This is a genomic window from Phenylobacterium sp., from assembly GCF_004799515.1.
In the GTDB taxonomy this organism is placed as follows: domain Bacteria; phylum Pseudomonadota; class Alphaproteobacteria; order Caulobacterales; family Caulobacteraceae; genus Phenylobacterium.
On the sequence record NZ_SSMX01000003.1, the window covers coordinates 175,802 to 193,184 of the forward strand.

General features: G+C 71.1%; 17 protein-coding genes. 7 read left to right on the forward strand and 10 right to left on the reverse strand.

Annotated features, from left to right (window positions below):
* Window positions 1-7: 7 nt before the first annotated feature.
* Complete coding sequence (locus E8A49_RS01645) at window positions 8-1,546, reverse strand: M20/M25/M40 family metallo-hydrolase (protein WP_293375667.1); 1,539 nt, start codon at window positions 1,544-1,546, stop codon at window positions 8-10.
* A gap of 202 nt (window positions 1,547-1,748) precedes the next feature.
* On the opposite strand from E8A49_RS01645, the gene E8A49_RS01650 reads away from it, so the two are divergent.
* From E8A49_RS01650 to E8A49_RS01660, 3 genes are all read left to right on the forward strand, one after another.
* Complete coding sequence (locus E8A49_RS01650; protein WP_293375669.1) at window positions 1,749-1,964, forward strand: hypothetical protein; 216 nt, start codon at window positions 1,749-1,751, stop codon at window positions 1,962-1,964.
* A gap of 76 nt (window positions 1,965-2,040) precedes the next feature.
* Window positions 2,041-3,339 carry a PQQ-dependent sugar dehydrogenase gene (locus E8A49_RS01655; protein ID WP_293375671.1) on the forward strand — a complete coding sequence of 433 codons (1,299 nt, stop codon included), beginning with the start codon at window positions 2,041-2,043 and terminating at the stop codon, window positions 3,337-3,339.
* Between the two features lie 68 nt (window positions 3,340-3,407).
* Complete coding sequence (locus E8A49_RS01660; protein ID WP_293375673.1) at window positions 3,408-3,719, forward strand: hypothetical protein; 312 nt, start codon at window positions 3,408-3,410, stop codon at window positions 3,717-3,719.
* A gap of 160 nt (window positions 3,720-3,879) precedes the next feature.
* Here E8A49_RS01660 and E8A49_RS01665 read toward each other — a convergent pair whose 3' ends face one another.
* Window positions 3,880-4,263 carry a hypothetical protein gene (locus E8A49_RS01665; RefSeq protein WP_293375675.1) on the reverse strand — a complete coding sequence of 128 codons (384 nt, stop codon included), beginning with the start codon at window positions 4,261-4,263 and terminating at the stop codon, window positions 3,880-3,882.
* Window positions 4,264-4,492: 229 nt separating this feature from the next.
* On the opposite strand from E8A49_RS01665, the gene E8A49_RS01670 reads away from it, so the two are divergent.
* Complete coding sequence (locus E8A49_RS01670; RefSeq protein ID WP_293375677.1) at window positions 4,493-7,369, forward strand: ATP-dependent DNA helicase; 2,877 nt, start codon at window positions 4,493-4,495, stop codon at window positions 7,367-7,369.
* A 105-nt stretch (window positions 7,370-7,474) separates the two neighbouring features.
* Here E8A49_RS01670 and E8A49_RS01675 read toward each other — a convergent pair whose 3' ends face one another.
* The 7 genes from E8A49_RS01675 to E8A49_RS01705 form a co-directional block, all read right to left on the reverse strand.
* On the reverse strand, window positions 7,475-7,900 hold the full coding sequence (locus tag E8A49_RS01675; RefSeq protein WP_293375679.1) for an SRPBCC domain-containing protein: 426 nt from the start codon (window positions 7,898-7,900) through the stop codon (window positions 7,475-7,477).
* Window positions 7,893-8,207 carry a metalloregulator ArsR/SmtB family transcription factor gene (locus tag E8A49_RS01680; RefSeq protein ID WP_293375681.1) on the reverse strand — a complete coding sequence of 105 codons (315 nt, stop codon included), beginning with the start codon at window positions 8,205-8,207 and terminating at the stop codon, window positions 7,893-7,895. Before E8A49_RS01680 ends, E8A49_RS01675 begins: the two co-directional genes overlap by 8 nt.
* A gap of 62 nt (window positions 8,208-8,269) precedes the next feature.
* Window positions 8,270-9,241, reverse strand: a complete 972-nt coding sequence (locus E8A49_RS01685) for a Coq4 family protein (RefSeq protein WP_293375683.1) — start codon at window positions 9,239-9,241, stop codon at window positions 8,270-8,272.
* 26 nt (window positions 9,242-9,267) lie between these two features.
* On the reverse strand, window positions 9,268-10,230 hold the full coding sequence (locus tag E8A49_RS01690) for a prephenate/arogenate dehydrogenase family protein (RefSeq protein ID WP_293375685.1): 963 nt from the start codon (window positions 10,228-10,230) through the stop codon (window positions 9,268-9,270).
* Window positions 10,231-10,233: 3 nt separating this feature from the next.
* Window positions 10,234-11,376, reverse strand: coding sequence for a histidinol-phosphate transaminase (hisC, locus tag E8A49_RS01695; RefSeq protein WP_293375687.1), 1,143 nt, complete (start codon window positions 11,374-11,376; stop codon window positions 10,234-10,236).
* 112 nt (window positions 11,377-11,488) lie between these two features.
* Window positions 11,489-13,150 (reverse strand): alkaline phosphatase family protein, encoded by a 1,662-nt coding sequence (locus E8A49_RS01700; protein WP_293375689.1) that lies wholly within the window; start codon window positions 13,148-13,150, stop codon window positions 11,489-11,491.
* Between the two features lie 32 nt (window positions 13,151-13,182).
* Window positions 13,183-14,139 (reverse strand): polysaccharide deacetylase family protein, encoded by a 957-nt coding sequence (locus E8A49_RS01705; RefSeq protein ID WP_293375691.1) that lies wholly within the window; start codon window positions 14,137-14,139, stop codon window positions 13,183-13,185.
* A gap of 164 nt (window positions 14,140-14,303) precedes the next feature.
* Here E8A49_RS01705 and E8A49_RS01710 point away from each other — a divergent pair, with 164 nt between their 5' ends.
* From E8A49_RS01710 to E8A49_RS01720, 3 genes are read left to right on the forward strand one after another with little or no spacing between them, the layout of a single operon-like run.
* A complete protein-coding gene (locus E8A49_RS01710) occupies window positions 14,304-14,942 on the forward strand; it encodes a DUF47 domain-containing protein (protein WP_293375693.1) in 639 nt (212 codons plus the stop codon).
* A 12-nt stretch (window positions 14,943-14,954) separates the two neighbouring features.
* Window positions 14,955-15,950, forward strand: a complete 996-nt coding sequence (locus tag E8A49_RS01715; RefSeq protein WP_293375695.1) for an inorganic phosphate transporter — start codon at window positions 14,955-14,957, stop codon at window positions 15,948-15,950.
* A 13-nt stretch (window positions 15,951-15,963) separates the two neighbouring features.
* Window positions 15,964-16,458, forward strand: a complete 495-nt coding sequence (locus E8A49_RS01720; protein ID WP_293375697.1) for an NUDIX hydrolase — start codon at window positions 15,964-15,966, stop codon at window positions 16,456-16,458.
* Between the two features lie 34 nt (window positions 16,459-16,492).
* On the opposite strand, the gene E8A49_RS01725 is transcribed toward E8A49_RS01720, so the two are convergent.
* Window positions 16,493-17,302 carry a chorismate mutase gene (locus E8A49_RS01725; RefSeq protein WP_293375699.1) on the reverse strand — a complete coding sequence of 270 codons (810 nt, stop codon included), beginning with the start codon at window positions 17,300-17,302 and terminating at the stop codon, window positions 16,493-16,495.
* Window positions 17,303-17,383 lie beyond the last annotated feature (81 nt).

A 17,383-nucleotide genomic window follows, 5' to 3' on the forward strand; every position in this document is an offset into this window, starting at 1 on the left:
CCGCCGCCTACCAGTCCAGGTCCGCCAGCAGGCCCGCGTAGACCTCGATCCCGTCCCACAGGTTGCCCAGGCGCAGGTTCTCATTCTGAGCGTGCTGGTTGTCGTCGTAGTTGGCGATGGAGACGCCGACCATCGGCGCCTTCAGCTGGTTGACGATCTCGGCCATGCCGGAGCTCGCGCCCGAGAACGGCAGGCGCAGGACCGGATAGCCGACGGTGCGGCTGATGGAGCCCGCGACCGCCTGGGCCGCCGGGCTCTCCATGGGCGACTCCGTGGCGATGGACTCGCCCGGATCCCACTCGACGCGCAGGATCTTCGGGTGCGCCAGGCGAGTGGCCAGGTCCGGCGTGTCGCGCACGATGAACCAGCCCTGCTTGACGAGGTAGGCTTCGGTCAGGCCGCGGACCCGCTGCGGCGTCTCGCCCGGCGCCAGGCGGAAGTCGAAGGAGGCGTTGGCCTCGGTGGCGATGGCGTTGGCGGCGCTGGGGGCGTCGTCCCCGCCGTGCACGGCGCGCACGTTCAGGGTCGGGCGCATGTAGCCGTCGGCCAGGCGCGCGGGCCCGACGTTGCGGCCGAGGCCCAGGGCCTGCTTCAGTCCCGTTTCCACGTCGGGCAGGGCCGCCAGCGCCGCCTTGTCCGCCGCCGAGACCGGCTTCACGTCGTCGTAGATGCCGGGGATCAGGATGTCGCCGTTGTCGTTGCGCAGGCTGGTCACCAGGCCCGCGATCATCACCGTCGGCGACGGCGCCCAGGAGCCGTAGTGGCCGTCGTGCAGCGGCTTCAGGGGCCCATAGACCGTCGCCTTGAAGCCGACGATGCCGCGGTTGCCGAAGTTGATCTGCTGCTTGCCGGTCTGGCTCATCGGCCCGTCGCCCATGATCAGCAGGTCGCCGCGCACCGTCTCCAGGTTCTGCGCCACCAGGCCCGCGAAGTGGGGCGAGCCCTGCTCCTCCTCGCCCTCGTAGAGCAGCTTGATGTTCACCGTGGGCTTGATCCCGGCGGCCTTCAGCGCGTCGAAGGCCGAGAGCAGGGCCTGGATCGAGCCCTTGTCGTCGCCGGCCGCGCGGGCGAACAGCCGCCAGTTCGGGTCGAGCGCGGGCGCGGCCTTCCAGTCCACCGGCCTGGCCTCGGGCAGGGCCGTGCGCATCGAGGGCTCGAAAGGCGAGGAGATCCAGCCCTTCTGACCAACCGGTTGGCCGTCGTAGTGGGCATAGAAGGTGACCGTCCGCCTGGCGCCGGGGACCTTCAACTCGCCGAACACCGAGGCCGGCGTGCCGGGCGCGGCGCGCAGCAGCTTGGTCTCGAACCCGCGCTGCTGCAGCAGGCCCTGGATGTAGGCGGCGTTGCGGTCGACGTCGGCCAGGGTGGTGGCGACGTTGGGCATGGCCAGGAGGGTGGAGAAGTCGGCGAGGATCTCCTTCTCGTGCGCCTGGCGCCAGGCGCGGACCTTCTCCTTGGGCGAGGCCGCGTCCGCCGCGCCCGCCGTCGCCCCAACCGTCACCAGGACGAGCGCCAGCCCCGCCGCCGCCAATTCCCGAATCCGCATTGAACGCCCCTGCTCATCCCACGCCGAAAGCTTAGGCCGCGAACCGGCGGATCGCCAAAGATTCACTGCGCGCGTCGTGGGCTCGCCGCGCCCTGCTCATCTGAACGCCAGCTAAACGGCCGGCTCAGCCTGGCCTCAGCGCCTGGGGCGCAACCTCTCGCTCGAACCGCCCGCATCAGGGCGACAACGAGACGATGAGACGATGAACGCCCGCACTGTCGCTTGGACTCCGCTCGACCTCGCCGCCGCCCAGCCGGTGCGAGCCGGCGACCTGGTCTCCGCCGACGCCGGCGGCCTGCCGATCTACCGGGTGATGGCGCTGGAGGAAGGCCGCGCCTGGGTGGCGACCCGCCCGGGCGGTCCGACCCGCGCCATGCCGCTCGACGGCTTCCGCTGGCGGGCGATCAAGGCCGCCTGACCGCAGGCCATTCTATCCGCTGGATCGCGCAGCGACGCCGTGAGACCTTCCCTGCCGGGAAACCAGGGAAGCCGCCATGTTCATCGACCTTCGCGCCGCGCGCGCCATGACGGGCCTCGCCCTGGCGCTGAGCCTCACACCGGGCGCGGGCGCCTGGTCGCAGCCGGCGGCGGCGGCGGCGGCGGCCTTCGCGCCGGGGCCGGACTATGCCGGCGTCGCGGGTTCGGCGGCGGAGAACGCGCGGATCACCGGCCTCTGCGGCGCCAACCGCAACGCCAAGGACGGCTATGCGCCGACGCCGGCACGGCCCGACCAGACCCACGCGCCGCAGGTGAAGTCCAAGGCGCCGTTCAAGGTCGAGGTGCTGGCCACCCTCGACCGCTCGGTCGGCATCGCCTTCCTGCCGGACGGCAAGTTGCTGCTGTCCCAGCGGTCCGGCGGCCTGCGCACGGTGGACGCCAAGGGCCAGGTCTCCGAGCCCCTGGCCGGGACGCCCGCTATCGCCGGCGTCATGGGCACCAGCAACACCGGCCCGGTGCTGGACCGCGACTTCGCCAGGAACCGCATCGTCTACTACGGCTACACCGCCGCCCCGCCGGCCAAGGGCGAGCCCTTCGTGGGCAAGATCCTGAAGGCCCGGCTGTCCGCCGACGAGCGCAGCCTGGAGGACGCCAAGACCATCTATGAGGCCCCGTGGCTGACGCCGCGCCGCCTGGTGCAGGCCAAGGACGGCACGCTCTTGATCGCGTCCGGCGAGGTCGCCTCCGGCGGGCCCAACCCGCAGTCGATGACCGATCCGCGCGGCAAGATCCTGCGCATCGCCGCCGACGGTTCGATCCCCAAGGACAACCCCTACCTGAAGATCGCCGGCGCCAATCCGGCGCTCTACGCCGTGGGCTTCCGCGACATCCAAGGCGCCGACCTCGACCCCGCCACCGGCGAGCTCTGGGTGGCCGAGAACGAGCCCATGGGCGGCGACGAGCTGAACCGCATCAAGTCCGGCGGCAACTACGGTTTCCCGCTGATCAGCTATGGCCGCCAGAACTCCGGCGCCCTGATCAACGACGGCAAGACCGCCCAGGCGGGCCTGGAACAGCCGGTCTACTACTGGACGCCGTCGATCGCCCCCTCGGGCATGGCCTTCTACACCGGCAAGGCCTTCCCGGCCTGGAAGGGCGACGTCTTCGTGGGCGCCATGTCCGGCCAGCAGCTGGTGCGGCTGGAGCTGAAGGGCGGCCGCGTGGTCGGCGAGGAGAAGCTGCTCATGGACCGCTGCAAGCGCACCAAGGACGTGCGCCAGGGCCCCGACGGCCTGGTCTATGTGCTGACCGACGAGAGCCCCAGCGAGATCCTGCGGCTGGCCCCGGCCCGTTAACCCTGTTCCTTATCGTTTCGTTAGACCGTTGGGCGGAGACTCCTTTCCGTAGTGAGTGGAGCGTGGCCATGAGCGGCATCGGCGCGATCAGCAGCTTGACCAGCGCGGCGGCCTCGCCGCTGGGCGCCATCACCCCGACGCCGCCGTCCGGCGGCTCGGGCGCCAGCAAGGGCGCAGGCGGGTCCGGCGGTTCGAGCTCCTCCAGCTCCACCACCACGACCTCGGTCACCAATCCCGACGGCACCATCACCACCACGGTGACCAACGCCCAGGGCGTAGTGCAGTCGGTGACCACCAGCGGCGCCCCGGACAACGAGGGCGGGTCGTCGTCCAGCAGCGCCAGTTCGAGCCCGGGCTCGCGGCTGAACATCAAGGCCTAGGGCCAGGACCAGACACCGTTTTCCTCGCGCAAGCGGGGACCCAGGCTTTTCCGTTTCCCGGATAGGCGTGGATGGGATTTTTGCGGTTCGAGCTCAGCAACAAAAACGCCTGGGCCCCCGCTTACGCGAGGAAAACGGATTTGGGGGCTAACCTTCGCGCTCAGGCCCCGTACGCCAGGTAGCCGCGTTCGACCATGCGGCGGAGCGCGTCGTAGGCCTCGGTCAGTTCCTCGTAGGCCACGCGCAGGCGGGCGATCTCGTCGATCTGGGCGGGGCCGGGCAGGCGGCCGTCCTCGGTGGCGGCGAGCGCGGTCGCCGTCCACTTGGCGCGGGCCTGCGCCGCGGCCAGGCCCAGGCGCTGGAACTTCTTGGCGTCCGCGCGGCCCAGGACGGCGTTCATCACCTCCTTGTTGGCCGCATAGGCGGTGTAGTCGATCTGCTCAAGCTGGCCGCGCAGCTGCCGCTGGGCCTTGGGGTCGGACGCGTCGTCCGGCTCGAAATGGTCGGGCAGCGTGCGGCGCAAATTCGTCGTTCGCATGGACATCGCGGCGCCTCCTCGGGCGTTTTGGACGCCAGAGTAGCGGCGATAGGCCTAAGATTTCCTTGCGGGATAATATCGGGTGTCATCCCGGTTCCGCCGCAGGCGACGACCGGGACCCATAGACGCCGAGGCGCCGAAGGGATCGCGGCGGTGACGTGGCATTTCATTTCGGCATCGCTCATGCACACGGTTCCCATTCCGTTCCGCCCCGACTCCGCGGTAGAACCCTCGGGTGACCAGCGTCCCCGCCACCCTCGATCTGGCCCCAGCCCTCGTCGTGCTGCCAGGCCCCCGCGCGGCGGTGGCTGACGCGACCGGGCCGCAGGCGTTGCGGGCGCCGGATGCGCGGGATCTGTTCGAGCAATGGCCGGTGCTGGTGGCGCATGCGGCGATGACGGCGCGGCGGCTGGCGACGCATGTTCCGGCGCGGTCGGGACGGGTGTTCGACGCGCTGGAGCTGTTCGCCTTTGTGCGGCCAGGAAGGTTCTGCGCGCCGTCGGCGGCGGGGCTGGCTCAGGCGATGGGGATGGCCGAGCCGAAGGGGGCGGAGGCGCAGGCCGTGGCGCTGCGGGCGGTGTGCGGGCTGCTGCTGGCCGAGCTGGCGGCGGCGCCGGAGCCGTCGCGGGAAGAGGCGCTGGCGGTGGCGGAGACCCTGGCGCGGGCCGGGTGGCCTTGGGGGACCGCGGCGATCGCGGCGCTGCGCTCGCAAGCCGTGGGGAATATGTTCCGCACCTCCGGGCTCGACGTCTGGACGCGGCTGCCGGAGTGGGAGGGCGAGGCGCCGCCGGGCGAGGCGGGGTCGAAGCCCATATTGCCCGAGGCGGCGGCGGAGCGGCTGCGCGAGCTGCTCGGGCGCTCGGGGCTCGACGAGGCGCGGCCGGCGCAGGTCGAGTTCGCGGCCGAAGCGGCCTGGGCCTTCCAGCCCCGCGACAGGGAGGGCGAGCCGCGGATGATGCTGGCCGAGGCTGGCACGGGGATCGGCAAGACCCTGGCCTATCTGGCGCCGGCGTCCCTGTGGGCGGAGGCCAACGGGCCGGCGGTCTGGGTCTCGACCTACACGCGCGCCCTGCAGCGGCAGATCGAGCGGGAGAGCCATTCGATCTATCCGCCCTCTCCGAGGGGCGGACCCCCTCAGTCGCTTCGCGACAGCTCCCCCAGCGGGGGGGCAACCCCACGGCGCAACCGCGTCGTCGTGCGCAAGGGGCGCGAGAACTACCTGTGCCTGCTGAACTTCCAGGAGGCGGTGAACGCGGCCCAACTGGGCGGCGGCGATCTGGTGGGGATGGCGCTGGCGGCGCGGTGGGCGCGGGCGACCCGCGACGGGGACATGACCGGCGGCGACTTCCCGTCCTGGCTGCCGGGGCTGTTCGCCGTGGGGCCGGTGAGCCAGGCCTCGCCCGCCAACCTGGTGGACCGGCGCGGGGAGTGCATCCACGCCGGCTGCCAGCACTATCGGACCTGCTTCGTGGAAAAAGCGATCCGCGGCTCGCGGCGGGCCGACATCGTGATCGCCAACCACGCCCTGGTGCTGACCCAGGCCGCGTTCGACGGGGCGCGGGCGGCGCGGGGCGGCAAGGCGGACGGGGAGACGACGCAGCTCAAGCGCATCGTCTTCGACGAGGGCCACCACCTGTTCGACGCGGCGGATTCGGCCTTCGCCGCGGCGCTGTCGGGGGCGGAGGCGGCGGAGCTGCGACGCTGGATCCGCGGGCCGGAGGGGCGCGGGCGGCGCGGGCGGGGGCTGGAGGCGCGGCTGCTGGAAGTGCTGGGCGACTATGAGGACGCCAAGAGCGCGCTGGCGGATGCGACCCACGCGGCCGCGGCGCTGCCGGGCGAGGGCTGGTCGGGGCGGATCGCGCCGCCGAACGGGGAGGTGAACCCGATCGGGCCGATCGAGCACTTTCTGGTGGCGGTGATGGAGCAGCTGCGGGCGCGGGCGGCGCCCAGCGAGGTCGGGATGGAGTGCGCCGCGCGGCCGGCGCTCGACCTGGTGCGGGAGACGGCGCGGCAGGCGGCGGCGGCGCTGGCGAAGATCGAGGCGCCGTTGGTGGCCTTGGCGCGGAAGCTCGAAGACGTGCTGGACGATGAGGCGGCGACGCTGGAGCCGGCGTCGCGGGCGCGGATCGAGGGCGCGCTGCGCGGCATCGACCGGCGCGCGCGGATGGCGCTGCCGGCCTGGCGCTCGATGCTGCGGGCCATCGACGAGGACGCCGAGGACGACCCGGACTTCGTGGACTGGTTCGACGCGACCTTCCTCTATGGCCGGGTGGTGGATGCGGCCTGCCGGCGGCACTGGGTCGACCCGACCGAGCCCCTGACCAATGCGGTGATCGCGCCGGCGCACGGGGTGCTGGTGACCTCGGCGACCCTAGCCGACGCGACGCTGGACGACCCGTTCGCGCTGGCGGAGATGCGCACCGGCGCGGCGCGGCTGGCGGAGCGGCCGAAGACCCTGAAGCTCGCCTCGCCGTTCGACTATGCGTCCCAGGCGCGGTGCTATGTGGTCACCGACGTGGGCAAGGACGATCCGCGCCAGGTGGCGGCGGCGATGCGGGAGCTGTTCCTGGCGGCTGGGGGCGGCGGGCTGGGGCTGTTCACGGCGATCCGCCGGCTGCGCGCGGTGCACGAGCGGATCGCCGCGCCCTTGGCCGACAAGGGCATCGCCCTCTACGCCCAGCACATCGACGGCGAGGCGGGCTCGCTGGTGGACATCTTCCGGGCGGAGGAGGACGCCTGCCTCTTGGGCACCGACGCGGTGCGCGACGGGGTGGACGTGCCGGGGCGGAGCCTGCGGCTCCTGGTGTTCGACCGCGCGCCGTGGCCCAGGCCCGACATCCTGCACAAGGCCCGGCGGCTGCGCTTCGGCGGCAAGGGCTACGACGACGCCGTGGCCCGCGGCCGCATCGCCCAGGCGTTCGGACGGCTGATCCGGCGGGCGGACGACAAGGGGGTGTTCGTGATGCTGGACCCGGCGTCCCCGACCCGGCTGTTCTCGGGCTTGCCGGCCGGGGTGGAGCTGCAGCGCGTGGGCCTGGTGGAGGCGATCGAGGGGGTGGGCTCGTTTTTGGGTGAGAAAGGCGCTCCCCCCTCAGGGGGAGCTGTCGCGTAGCGACTGAGGGGGTTTCCTCTCCGGCCTTTGGGATGTGGGGTGTTGCTGAATCAGCGGATGGAACCCCCTCCGGCGCTTCGCGCCACCTCCCCCTGAGGGGAGGATCTAGATGGTCACCACGCCCTCCAGCGCGCTCAGGATCTTGCCCCAGCCGTCCTTGGAGCCGTCGGCCCACTGATCGGGGACGTCGGACTGGGTGAGGGTGAGCGTGCTGCCGCCGGCGGACGTGGGGACGATCTCGACCACGACCTTGGTGAAGCCGGGGTCGAACTGGGGGACGCCGAAGGTGAAGGCGAGGCGCCTGGGGCGGTCGATCTCCAGGTACTCGCCGGTGTGCAGGACGTCCCCCATGTCGGGGCGGCGGTCGACGAAGGTGAAGGCGCCGCCGACCCGGGCGTCGACCTCGGCGCGGATCATCTCGCCGGTCGGGGTGGCGAACAGGAAGCGGCCCGCGATGGCCGGGTCCAGCCAGGCGTCGAACACCCGCTCGGGGACTGCGGCATAGGTGTGGGTGACGGTGAGCTCAGCCATCGTTCGGCTCCTGCAGCAGGGTGTCGAGTTCGCCCAGGCGCCAGGCCCAGAGCGCGCGCTGCTCGTCGATCCAGCGGGCGGCCTCGTCCAGGCCGCGCGGATTGAGGGTCAGGATGTGCTCGCGGCCGGCGACGCGGCGGCGGACCAGCTGGGCGCGCTCCAGCATGCGGATGTGCTTGGAGACCGAGTTCAGCGAGATGGCGAAGGGGGCGGCGACCTCGGTCACCCGCGCCTCGCCCTCAGCCAGCCGCGCCAGGATCGCGCGGCGGGTCGGGTCGGCCAGGGCGGTGAGAGTGGCGTCAAGCATTATTCACCTCTAGGGATGAATATTTGCGCTGGCAAGTCCCTCGCGTGTCAGTGCGTCCGTGGCTAAGCCGCGACGGAGAGCTGTTCGAAGAGGTCGGCGGGGAAGGGCGAGACGTAGGGGGTGACGCCGAGGCGCTGGCGGACGGCGTCCACCGGCTGGTCCCAGACGGCTTCCCAGGGAACCGGCAGGAGCGGCGGCGTGCGCCGCCCGTGGGCCCAGGCGGTGAGGATGGTCTCGAGCATCAGCGGGCCGCCTTCCGGCCGCTCGAAGGCGATGCGGGTCATGACCATGCCTAAGAACATCGCCGAATAGTGGTGGCCGAACTGGGCGAGCTGGAAAGCCGAGATCGCCACCTCGTGCAGAGCGGTGGTGCGGTAGCCGCCGACGATGTGCCACAGGTCGTGGCACTGCAGGATGCGCGCGTTCAGGTAGTCGAGCGGCGGCGGCATCTTGTCGACGCCCAGCGCCTGGCGGTCCAGCACCTCCAGGTCGAAGCCGTTGTCGACGATCTGGGCGTGGAACTCGGCGCCCAGGGAGCCGTCCGGGCAGCGGGCGAGCGCCTCCAGGGTGAAGTGCTTGGGATAGCCCTGCGCCACGGCCTTCGGCACGCCGGGGTAGGCCAGGCACGCCTTGCCGATGCGGATCTGCATGTGTCCGGAGGCCAGGCCCGCCAGCGCCGCGGTCTTGGTGGTGACGTTGAGCGCGCCCAGGCCGCCGCGCGGCTCGTCCAGCAGGGCCCAGAGGTCGCGCCAGAAGGCCCGCTGGATCAGCTCCGGCGGCAGGCGGATGTCGGTGGGCACGGGCTTGGCCCCGATCGGTTGCCCCAGATAACCCTCGGCGACGGCGTCGTAGACGTGTGGCAGGCGCTCGGGGGCGGCGATGGCGCCGTTGATCCAGAGGGCGGCCAGGGCCTTCAGGTCGGCCGGCTGGGCAGAGGCTTTCAGCCGCGCGCCGAGGCCGCGGGCGGCGCCGTCGTCATCCGCGCCCGCCTGGGCCAGGGCCTCGAAACCGACGCGTTCCTGCTCGTCGCTCATGGGGCGATCGAGCGCCAAATCTGTTGCTAATTTGTGTCTGACGCGGGGGGTGCGTCAGCCGGTCGCCGATCGCGCCCGAAGTTGGGCGCCGCGCTCTCCTGGCCGGCGGCGATGATGCCGCGTCGGATATCGCGGGTCCGCGAAAACAGCTCGAACAGCTTGTCACCCTCGCCCCAGCGGATGGCGCGCGACAGGGCCTGCAGGTCCTCGGTGAACCGGCCCAGGATCTCCAGCACCGCGTCCTTGTTGGCCAGGAAGACGTCGCGCCACATGGTCGGGTCGGAGGCGGCGATGCGGGTGAAGTCGCGGAAGCCGCCGGCGGAGTACTTCATCACCTCGCCGCGGGTGACGCCTTCCAGGTCGGCGGCGGTGCCGACGATGTTGTAGGCGATGAGGTGCGGCAGATGGCTGGTGACGGCCAGGACGAGGTCGTGATGGCGGTCGTCCATCAGCTCGACATTGGCGCCCAGCGCCGTCCAGAAGTCGGTGAGCCGCTCGACGGCGTCCTGGTAGAGCGCGTCGGTCCGGCCGGGCTGCGGCGTCAGGATGGTCCAGCGGTTCTGGAACAGCTCGGCGAAGCCGGCGTCGGGGCCGGACTGCTCGGTGCCGGCGATCGGGTGGCCGGGGACGATGAAGACGCTGTCCGGCAGGGCGGCGCCGAGCGCCTCGGCGACGGCGGCCTTCACCGAGCCCACGTCGGTGACGGTGGCGCCGGCTTTGATACCGGGCGCGGCGGCGCGGGCGGCCTCGCCCATCGCCATCACCGGCACGGCGAAGACCACCAGGTCCGCGCCGGCGCAGGCCTCGGCCGGGTCGGCGGTCACCTGGTCGGCGTAGCCCAGCTGGACGATCAGCGCGCGGGCGGCGTCCGAGGCGTCGGCCACGGCCACCTCGCCCACGGCGCCCGAGGCCCGCGCGGCGCGGATCACCGAGGAGCCGATCAGGCCGCAGCCGATCACCGCCATGCGGCCATAGACGGGCGCGGCCATGGCTCAGTCGCCCATGAAGCCGGCGAGGGCGTCCACCAGGGCGCGGTTGTGCGCCTCCAGGCCCACGGTCATGCGCAGGTGGTCGGGAAGGCCGTAGTTGCCGAGCTGGCGCACCAGGAGGCCGCGCGAGGAGAGGAAGGCCTCGGCCTCCGCCGCGGTCTTGCCCGGCCGTTTGGGAAAACCCACCAGCACGAAGTTGGCCGCAGAGGGGCCGATGACGTCGAGGCCCAGGCCCGAGATCTGTTGGGTGAGCCAGGGCCGCCACACGTCCATCAGCTCCAGCGACGCCTCCTGGAACGCCTCGTCGCCCAGGGCGGCGACGGCGGCGCGCTGGGCGGCGACGGAGGTGTTGAACGGCAGGCGGATGCGGTCGACGGCTTGCGCGATCTCCAGCGGAGCATACCCCCAGCCGATGCGCAGCGCCGCCAGGCCATGCAGCTTGGAGAAGGTGTGGGTGACCACGACGTTGCTGGAATTGCGCGCCAAGTCGATCCCGTCGTCGAAGCTGGCGTCGCGGCAGAACTCGCCATAGGCGCCGTCCAGCACCAGCACCACCGAGGGCGGCAGGGCGTCATGTAGGCGCCGCACCTCCGAGAACGGGATCCAGGTGCCGGTCGGGTTGCCGGGGTTGGCCAGGAAGATCAGCCGGGTGCGGTCGTCGACGCAGGCCAGGAGCTCGTCCACGTCGATGCGGAAGTTGGGCTCCTTGGCGCGGCGCACCTCGGCCTGGCAGGCGTAGGCGCCGATGGCGAAGGCCGCGAAGCCATATTCGCCCTGCACCATGTTGTCGCCCGGCTCCAGGAAGGTCTGGTTCAGCAGGGCGAAGACCTCGTCAGAGCCGCAGCCGAAGATCAGCCGCTCCGGCTCGATGCGGTAACGCTCGGCGATGGCCTGGCGCACGATGGTGGCGCGCGGGTCGGGATAGACGTGCAGCGAACGCTCGGCGGTGGCGTAGGCTTCCTGCGCCTTCTCGCTGGAGCCCAGCGGGTTCTCGTTGGCCGACATCTTGATCGGCTCGGCGAACCCCTCGGCCTTGGCCTTGCCCGGCACATAGGCGTGGATGTCCAGGATGCCCCGCTTGGGCAGCGGCTTGCCGGCTGTCGAACGGTCTTGGAAGCGGTCGAGGGGCGGGGCGGAATCGGACATCTGACTTTGCGGCGCCTGGAGCCTTGCGGCGAAGGCTGAGCCTCTTACACGCCGCCCGTCAGGCGTCCAAGGCCAGCTTGGCGGTCCGGCCGCCTCCGCATCCGGCCGTCGTTTATCGCGGACAACGCACGCCGCCGCCGTCGGGCAGCTGCAGGCAGCGGCCGTCGACGTCCGCGGGCGGCGTCACGCCGACGGCCGCCGCGAGGGTCGGGGCGATGTCCACGGTCTCGATGGGCAGGAAGCGCCACTGCGCCTTCACGCCGGGCCACCAGAACAGGATCGGGACGCGCCGGTCGTAGTCCCAGGGCGCGCCGTGGCCGGCGATGTAGTCGCCAGGCCGGGCGGTCTGGATCGTCTCCATCGGTTGCAGCGCCGCCAGGATGTCCGGCGAACGGCCGGCATAGACGCTCATGGCGAAGCGTTCCTTGACGGAGACCTCCTCCGGCGAGGCGCCTTTGCGGATCGGGGTGGCGAGCAGGTCCTCGCGGGTGAAGGCCGCGGCCACATCCGGCTCGGCGCGCAGAGCGCGCACAGCGGCCTCCAGGACACGCTGCCGGTCGGCGGCGGGCACGCCGACCAGGGTGGCTTCCTCGACATTGCCCTGCAACGGCGGCGCGGTGAGGTGGAATTCCACGACCAGCGCCTGGTTGACGCGCGCCATGATGTCCTTGTTCGACACCCGCTTGGCGGGGTAGCCCTCGGCTTGCAGACGCTCAGTGAAATCCGACCCGCCGTGGTCGGCCGCCAGGACCACCAAGTAGGGGACCTTCAGGCTGTCCAGCTTGGCGAACAGGCGGCCGAGGGTCTCGTCGAGGCGGTGTTGCTCCTCACACATCTCCGGTCCGCGCGTCCCATAGCGGTGGCCGACGAAATCGGTGGCCGAAAAGCTCACCGCCAGCAGATCGGTCGCCGGCCCGTGGCCAAGATGATAGCGGTCGATTAGCTCGACCGCGGCCTGACCGGTCAGTTCGTCGGCGATGGGCGAGGCCATGGCGTTGGCGGCGATGGTCTTGGGATCGTCGGAGACCCCCCAATCGTCCGGCGGCAGCTTCGAGGCCCAGGTCTTTCCGTCCAGCGTCCAGTCCGCCGCCGCGGCGCGGCAATCGGCATGGGCGTAGGTCCATTGCGGCCGCGTGGTCCAGACCTTGGCGATGCGCCTGTTGAAGCCGGCGACGGGCGCCAGGGCCTGGGCCGCGTCGCCTGTGGGCGCCATGTAGGTCGCCAGGCCCACGCCGCCCACCAGCCAGAAGGTCCCGTCGGCGTGATGGCCGCCCATGGTGATGGCGGCGCGGTCCTTGCCGGAAACGGCGACGACCCGGCTCTGCGGGGTGGCGGCCTTCATCCAGTCGCCCAGGGTCGTGGCCATCAGCCGTTGCGGCCCCACAGGGTTCGCCCTGGGATCGCCCGCGATCACCACGCTGGGGTCGTTGACGCAGTAGACGACCTTGCCGCTCTCGGGATCGCGATAGGTGTTGGCGACGATACCGGTCTTGTTGGGGTGCTTGCCGGTCAGCAAGGTCGAGTGGCCAGGGCAGGTCTCGGTGCCGGCGTGCGTCTGGAAGCCCGCGGAATAGTCTACGCCGGCGGCCAGGCGCGCGAAGCCGCCGGTGTAGCGGGTGCGCCATTCGTCGAAGAGGTTGGCGCTGTATTGATCGACACTGATCGCCACGATCAGCTTGGGCGTGGCGGCCTGGGCGGCGGTCGCGGCGAAGGCGAGGCTCGCGGCAAGGGCGGGCGCGGCCCAGCGGCAGGCGCGGCGTACGGCGGGTGTCATCGAAACTTGGGCCCTCGAATTGGTTTGGCGACCTACTGCCCGGCCGCGGTCTTGGTCAGGTCGTCGTCCAGCCGAGCGTCGGCGGCCACGATCTCCGGCGCGGGCTCCGGCAACGCCTTCCACGGGACGGGTTTGTGCAGCGCCAGCGACCAGCGGGTGACCCATTCGTCGCCGTCCGGCCCGATGTAGGGATCAGGGATCGCGTAGGCCGGATCCTTCATCGCCTGATGCAGGGGCACGGGCTTCAGGCCGTCGGCCTTCAGGATCTTCGCCAGCTCGCCGATGCTGTCGGCGTTCAGCCGGCTGGCGTGCAGCAGCAGCACGAAAGCGGGCCGCCGCCCCAGCACATCGTCCGCCGCCTCCTGGTACCAAGGGATCACCTTGGCGGTGAAGTCGAGGTACGACCTGCGGATGTGATCGGCGTCGGCCTTGTCGCCGTGCAGCACCGCGTCGTCGTAGGGCAGGGCGAACACCCAGTCCGAGTTTTCCATGGAGACCGGCGCCACCCGGTAGCCGTGCTCGCCCAGCCAGGACTCGAAGGCGGTTCGAGCCTCCGCGGTCGCGCCGGTCTCCAGATAGGGATGCCGGAACCAGTGGGGCGCCTCGCCCCGCATGGCCATGAGGGCGCGGGTCACCCGTTCGCCCTTGGCGACGTCGGCGATGTAGTCGGCCACTGGCGTATGGGTCAGCGAGATGTGCGAGTAGCTGTGGTTGCCCAAGTCCATGCCGGCGTTCAGCCAAGCCGTCAGCAGCGCGACCCGCTGGGGCTTGTCGGGACCTTCCAGCTTGATCTCGTTGACGAAGCCGATCGCCGGGATGTGGTTGTGCTTCAGGCCGGCCAGCAGCTCCCGGGTGGTGGTCTGCTGGTAGTCCAAGGCCGCGGTGAGCGACAGATAGGGCACGTCGTCGAACGTCACCGCGACAGGCTCGGCCGCGGCGTTCGAGGCCCAGGCGAGCGCCAGGCCGGCGGCGATGAGGGCTAGGCGCATGGGGCGATCCGCATCCGGACGACGTTCATGAGTCCGCTTTAAACTTCCCTGGTCAGGGCGTCGAATGCTTATGACGCTTTTGTGACAGTTGCGCGACCGTCGGTCCGGGAGCCGTTGAGGATACCTGCCGCGGCGACTATCCACGATGGAAACAAGGTGAGTCGATGCGCTGGTTCCAGGCCTTGATGCCTCGCGAGGACAGTTTCTTCGACCAGTTCGTCGCCCACGCGCGCGTTCTGGTAAAGGGCGCCGAGGCCCTGCGCGACCTGCTGAACGGCGGCGCGGCCGTGCCCGGCGCCTGCGCGGCGATCATTCGCCACGAGGAAGAGGCCGACGCCATCACCCGGGCGGTCATGCTGAAGGTGCGGCGCACCTTCATCACCCCCTTCGACCGCAGCGACATCCGCGACCTGACCACCTCGCTCGACGACGCCATCGACCAGATGCAGAAGACCGCCAAGGCGATCACCCTCTACGGCATGTCGCAGTTCCGCGCCGAGATGCGCGAGCTGGGTGACCTCGCGATCCAGGCGGCCTATCTGACCCTGGAGGCCACCGAGCTGTTGCGCGACATGCGCCGCAACGCCGAGCGCCTGAACGCCATCGGCGAGGCCGTGACCCGCATCGAGAACCGCTCCGACGAGGTCTACGACGCCGGCATGAAGGCGCTGTTCAAGGCCAGCCAGGACAAGCCCATGGCGTTCATCGCCGGCGCCGAAGTCCTCGACCACCTGGAGAAGGTGATCGACCGGTTCGAGGACGTCTCGAACGGGATCAGCGGCATCCTCATCGAGCAGCTCTGAGGCGGCTGGGGCGTGGTCTCCGTCACCCTCTGGTCGCTGGTCGCCGTCGCGCTGCTGTTCGACTTCCTGAACGGCATGCACGACGCGGCCAACTCCATCGCCACGATCGTGTCGACCCGGGTGCTGTCACCACGGTGGGCCGTGGTCTGGGCGGCGGCCTTCAACTTCATCGCCTTCCTGTTCTTCGGCCTGCACGTGGCGAACACGGTGGGATCGGGCATCGTGTCGGTGGACGTGGTCACCGACCGGGTGATCTTCGCGGCCCTGGGCGGCGCCATTGTCTGGAACGTGGTGACCTGGCTGGCGGGCCTTCCATCCTCGTCATCCCATGCGCTGGTCGGCGGGCTGGTGGGCGCGGGACTGACCAAGGCCGGGCTGAAGGCCATCGTCTGGAGCGGCGTGGGCAAGACCGCGGCGGGCATCGTGGTCTCGCCGGCCTTCGGCTTCATCCTCGCCCTGGCGCTGGTGCTGGCGGTGTCCTGGATCTTCGTGCGCGCCCGGCCGGCGGCGGTGGACCGGCTGTTCCGCAGCCTGCAGTTTGTCTCGGCCTCGCTCTATTCGCTCGGCCACGGGGGTAACGACGCCCAGAAGACCATGGGGATCATCGCCGTCCTGCTCTACGTCCATGCGGGCCGGCAGGGCGGCTTCTATGTGCCGCTGTGGGTCGTGCTCGCCTGCCAGACCGCCATGGCCCTGGGCACGCTCTCGGGCGGCTGGCGCATCGTCCACACCATGGGATCGCGGATCACGCGGCTTTCGCCCATGCAGGGCTTCTGCGCTGAGACCGGCGGCGCGATCACCCTGTTCACAGCGACCTACCTGGGCGTGCCGGTCTCCACCACCCACACCATAACCGGCGCGATCATCGGGGTCGGCGCGGCGCGGCGGACATCGGCCGTGCGCTGGGGTGTCGCGCGCGGTATCGTGGTCGCCTGGATCGTCACCATGCCGGCGGCCGGCGCGGTCGCGGCCCTGCTCTATGGCCTCAGCGGATGGGCCCTCAGATGACGTGCGCCCGGCCATGAAACGCACCCGACGTGTCGGCATCCAGTATGCGGCGCTGCCCTATCGGGTCAGGGACGGGAAGCTCTGGATCCTGCTGATCAGCTCCCGCCGGACCCGCCGCTGGATCGTTCCCAAGGGTTGGCCCATGGCGGGACGCAAGCCGCAGGAGGCCGCCGCGGTCGAGGCGCACGAGGAAGCCGGCCTCGTGGGCGAAATCGCCGACCAGCCGCTGGGGTCCTACCGCTATCTGAAGGACGATGAGGACCTGGTCATCCAGGTGCTGGTGTTTCCCATGTCGGTGGCCGCCCACGTCGACGCCTTCAAGGAGGCTGGCCAGCGGGTCGCGACCTGGTTCCCCTACCGCCGCGCCGCGAGCTTGGTGAGCGAGCCCAGCCTGCGCCGGCTGATCCTCGACTTCGGCGACGCGAGGTCGACCAACCCGTTTGTCCGGGGCTTGCGCCGCTACCGCACCTGGCGTGTTCGCACCCAGGCTGGCCACCTGCCGATCTGACGGCCAACCCGAGCCAGCCGGACGCCGCCGCGCTCTAGACGTCCAGCGGTCCCGGGGCGGCGCCAATGACGCCGGAGAGCTGGCCGGGGGCGCGGGCCAGGCGCGGGTCGTCAGCCTGATAGTAGCCGGCGAGCAGGAAGAGCTTCAGTCCGCCGTGCTCGACGAGCAGGGTGGCGGCGACGCCGTCGCGGCTGAGGGCGTCTTCCACGGCCCTGGCCGACTGCGGAGCGTCGGTGACCCAGAAGGTGTTGTCGTTTCCGGTGGGCTCGACCTCGACCTCCGCCAGCGCCAGCGCCGAGAGTGGACCCCAGGCGGCGAGGCAGGGCAGGGCGGCGAAGACGCGCAGCTTGGGTTCGGCCAGCAGGCGGCCCCACCAGGCGCTGTCGGGGGTGAGCGCGCAGACGCCGACCCCGCCCAGGCTGCGGGCCTCGGCGATGGCGTCCTCGGGCTTGGCGACCTGTTTCAGGCTGGGCGCGACGCCGAAGCGCAGGCGCGCGACCTCGACGGCGCGGCCGGGATCGCGGCCGCCCCAGACGGCGATGTGGAAGGGGCCCTGGGTCGCCAGGCTGTCGCCGATCAGCTCGCGCCAGATGCGCACGATCAGGCCCGGGCGGGCGCCGTTGCGCGGGCCGGCCAGGAGCTTCTTGACCAGCTGGGTCTCGCGGCCGGGGCGCAGGCCGAACTTGCCGGCGTCGCCCGCCGCGGCCTTGGCGGCGGCCACGGCCTTGGCCAGGTTGGCGCGCTCGACGACCAGGCGCAGCAGGTCGGCGTCGATGGCGTCGATGCGGGCCCGCACCTCGTCCAGCGACGGCGCCGCGACCTTGTCCGCCCCAGGCTGGGCCATTTTCTCCCCCAAACTGAAGGGGCGGGACCTAAGTCATTGCGGGCGAAGGCGCAATAGGGCCACTCACCGCAATAAAGTTGC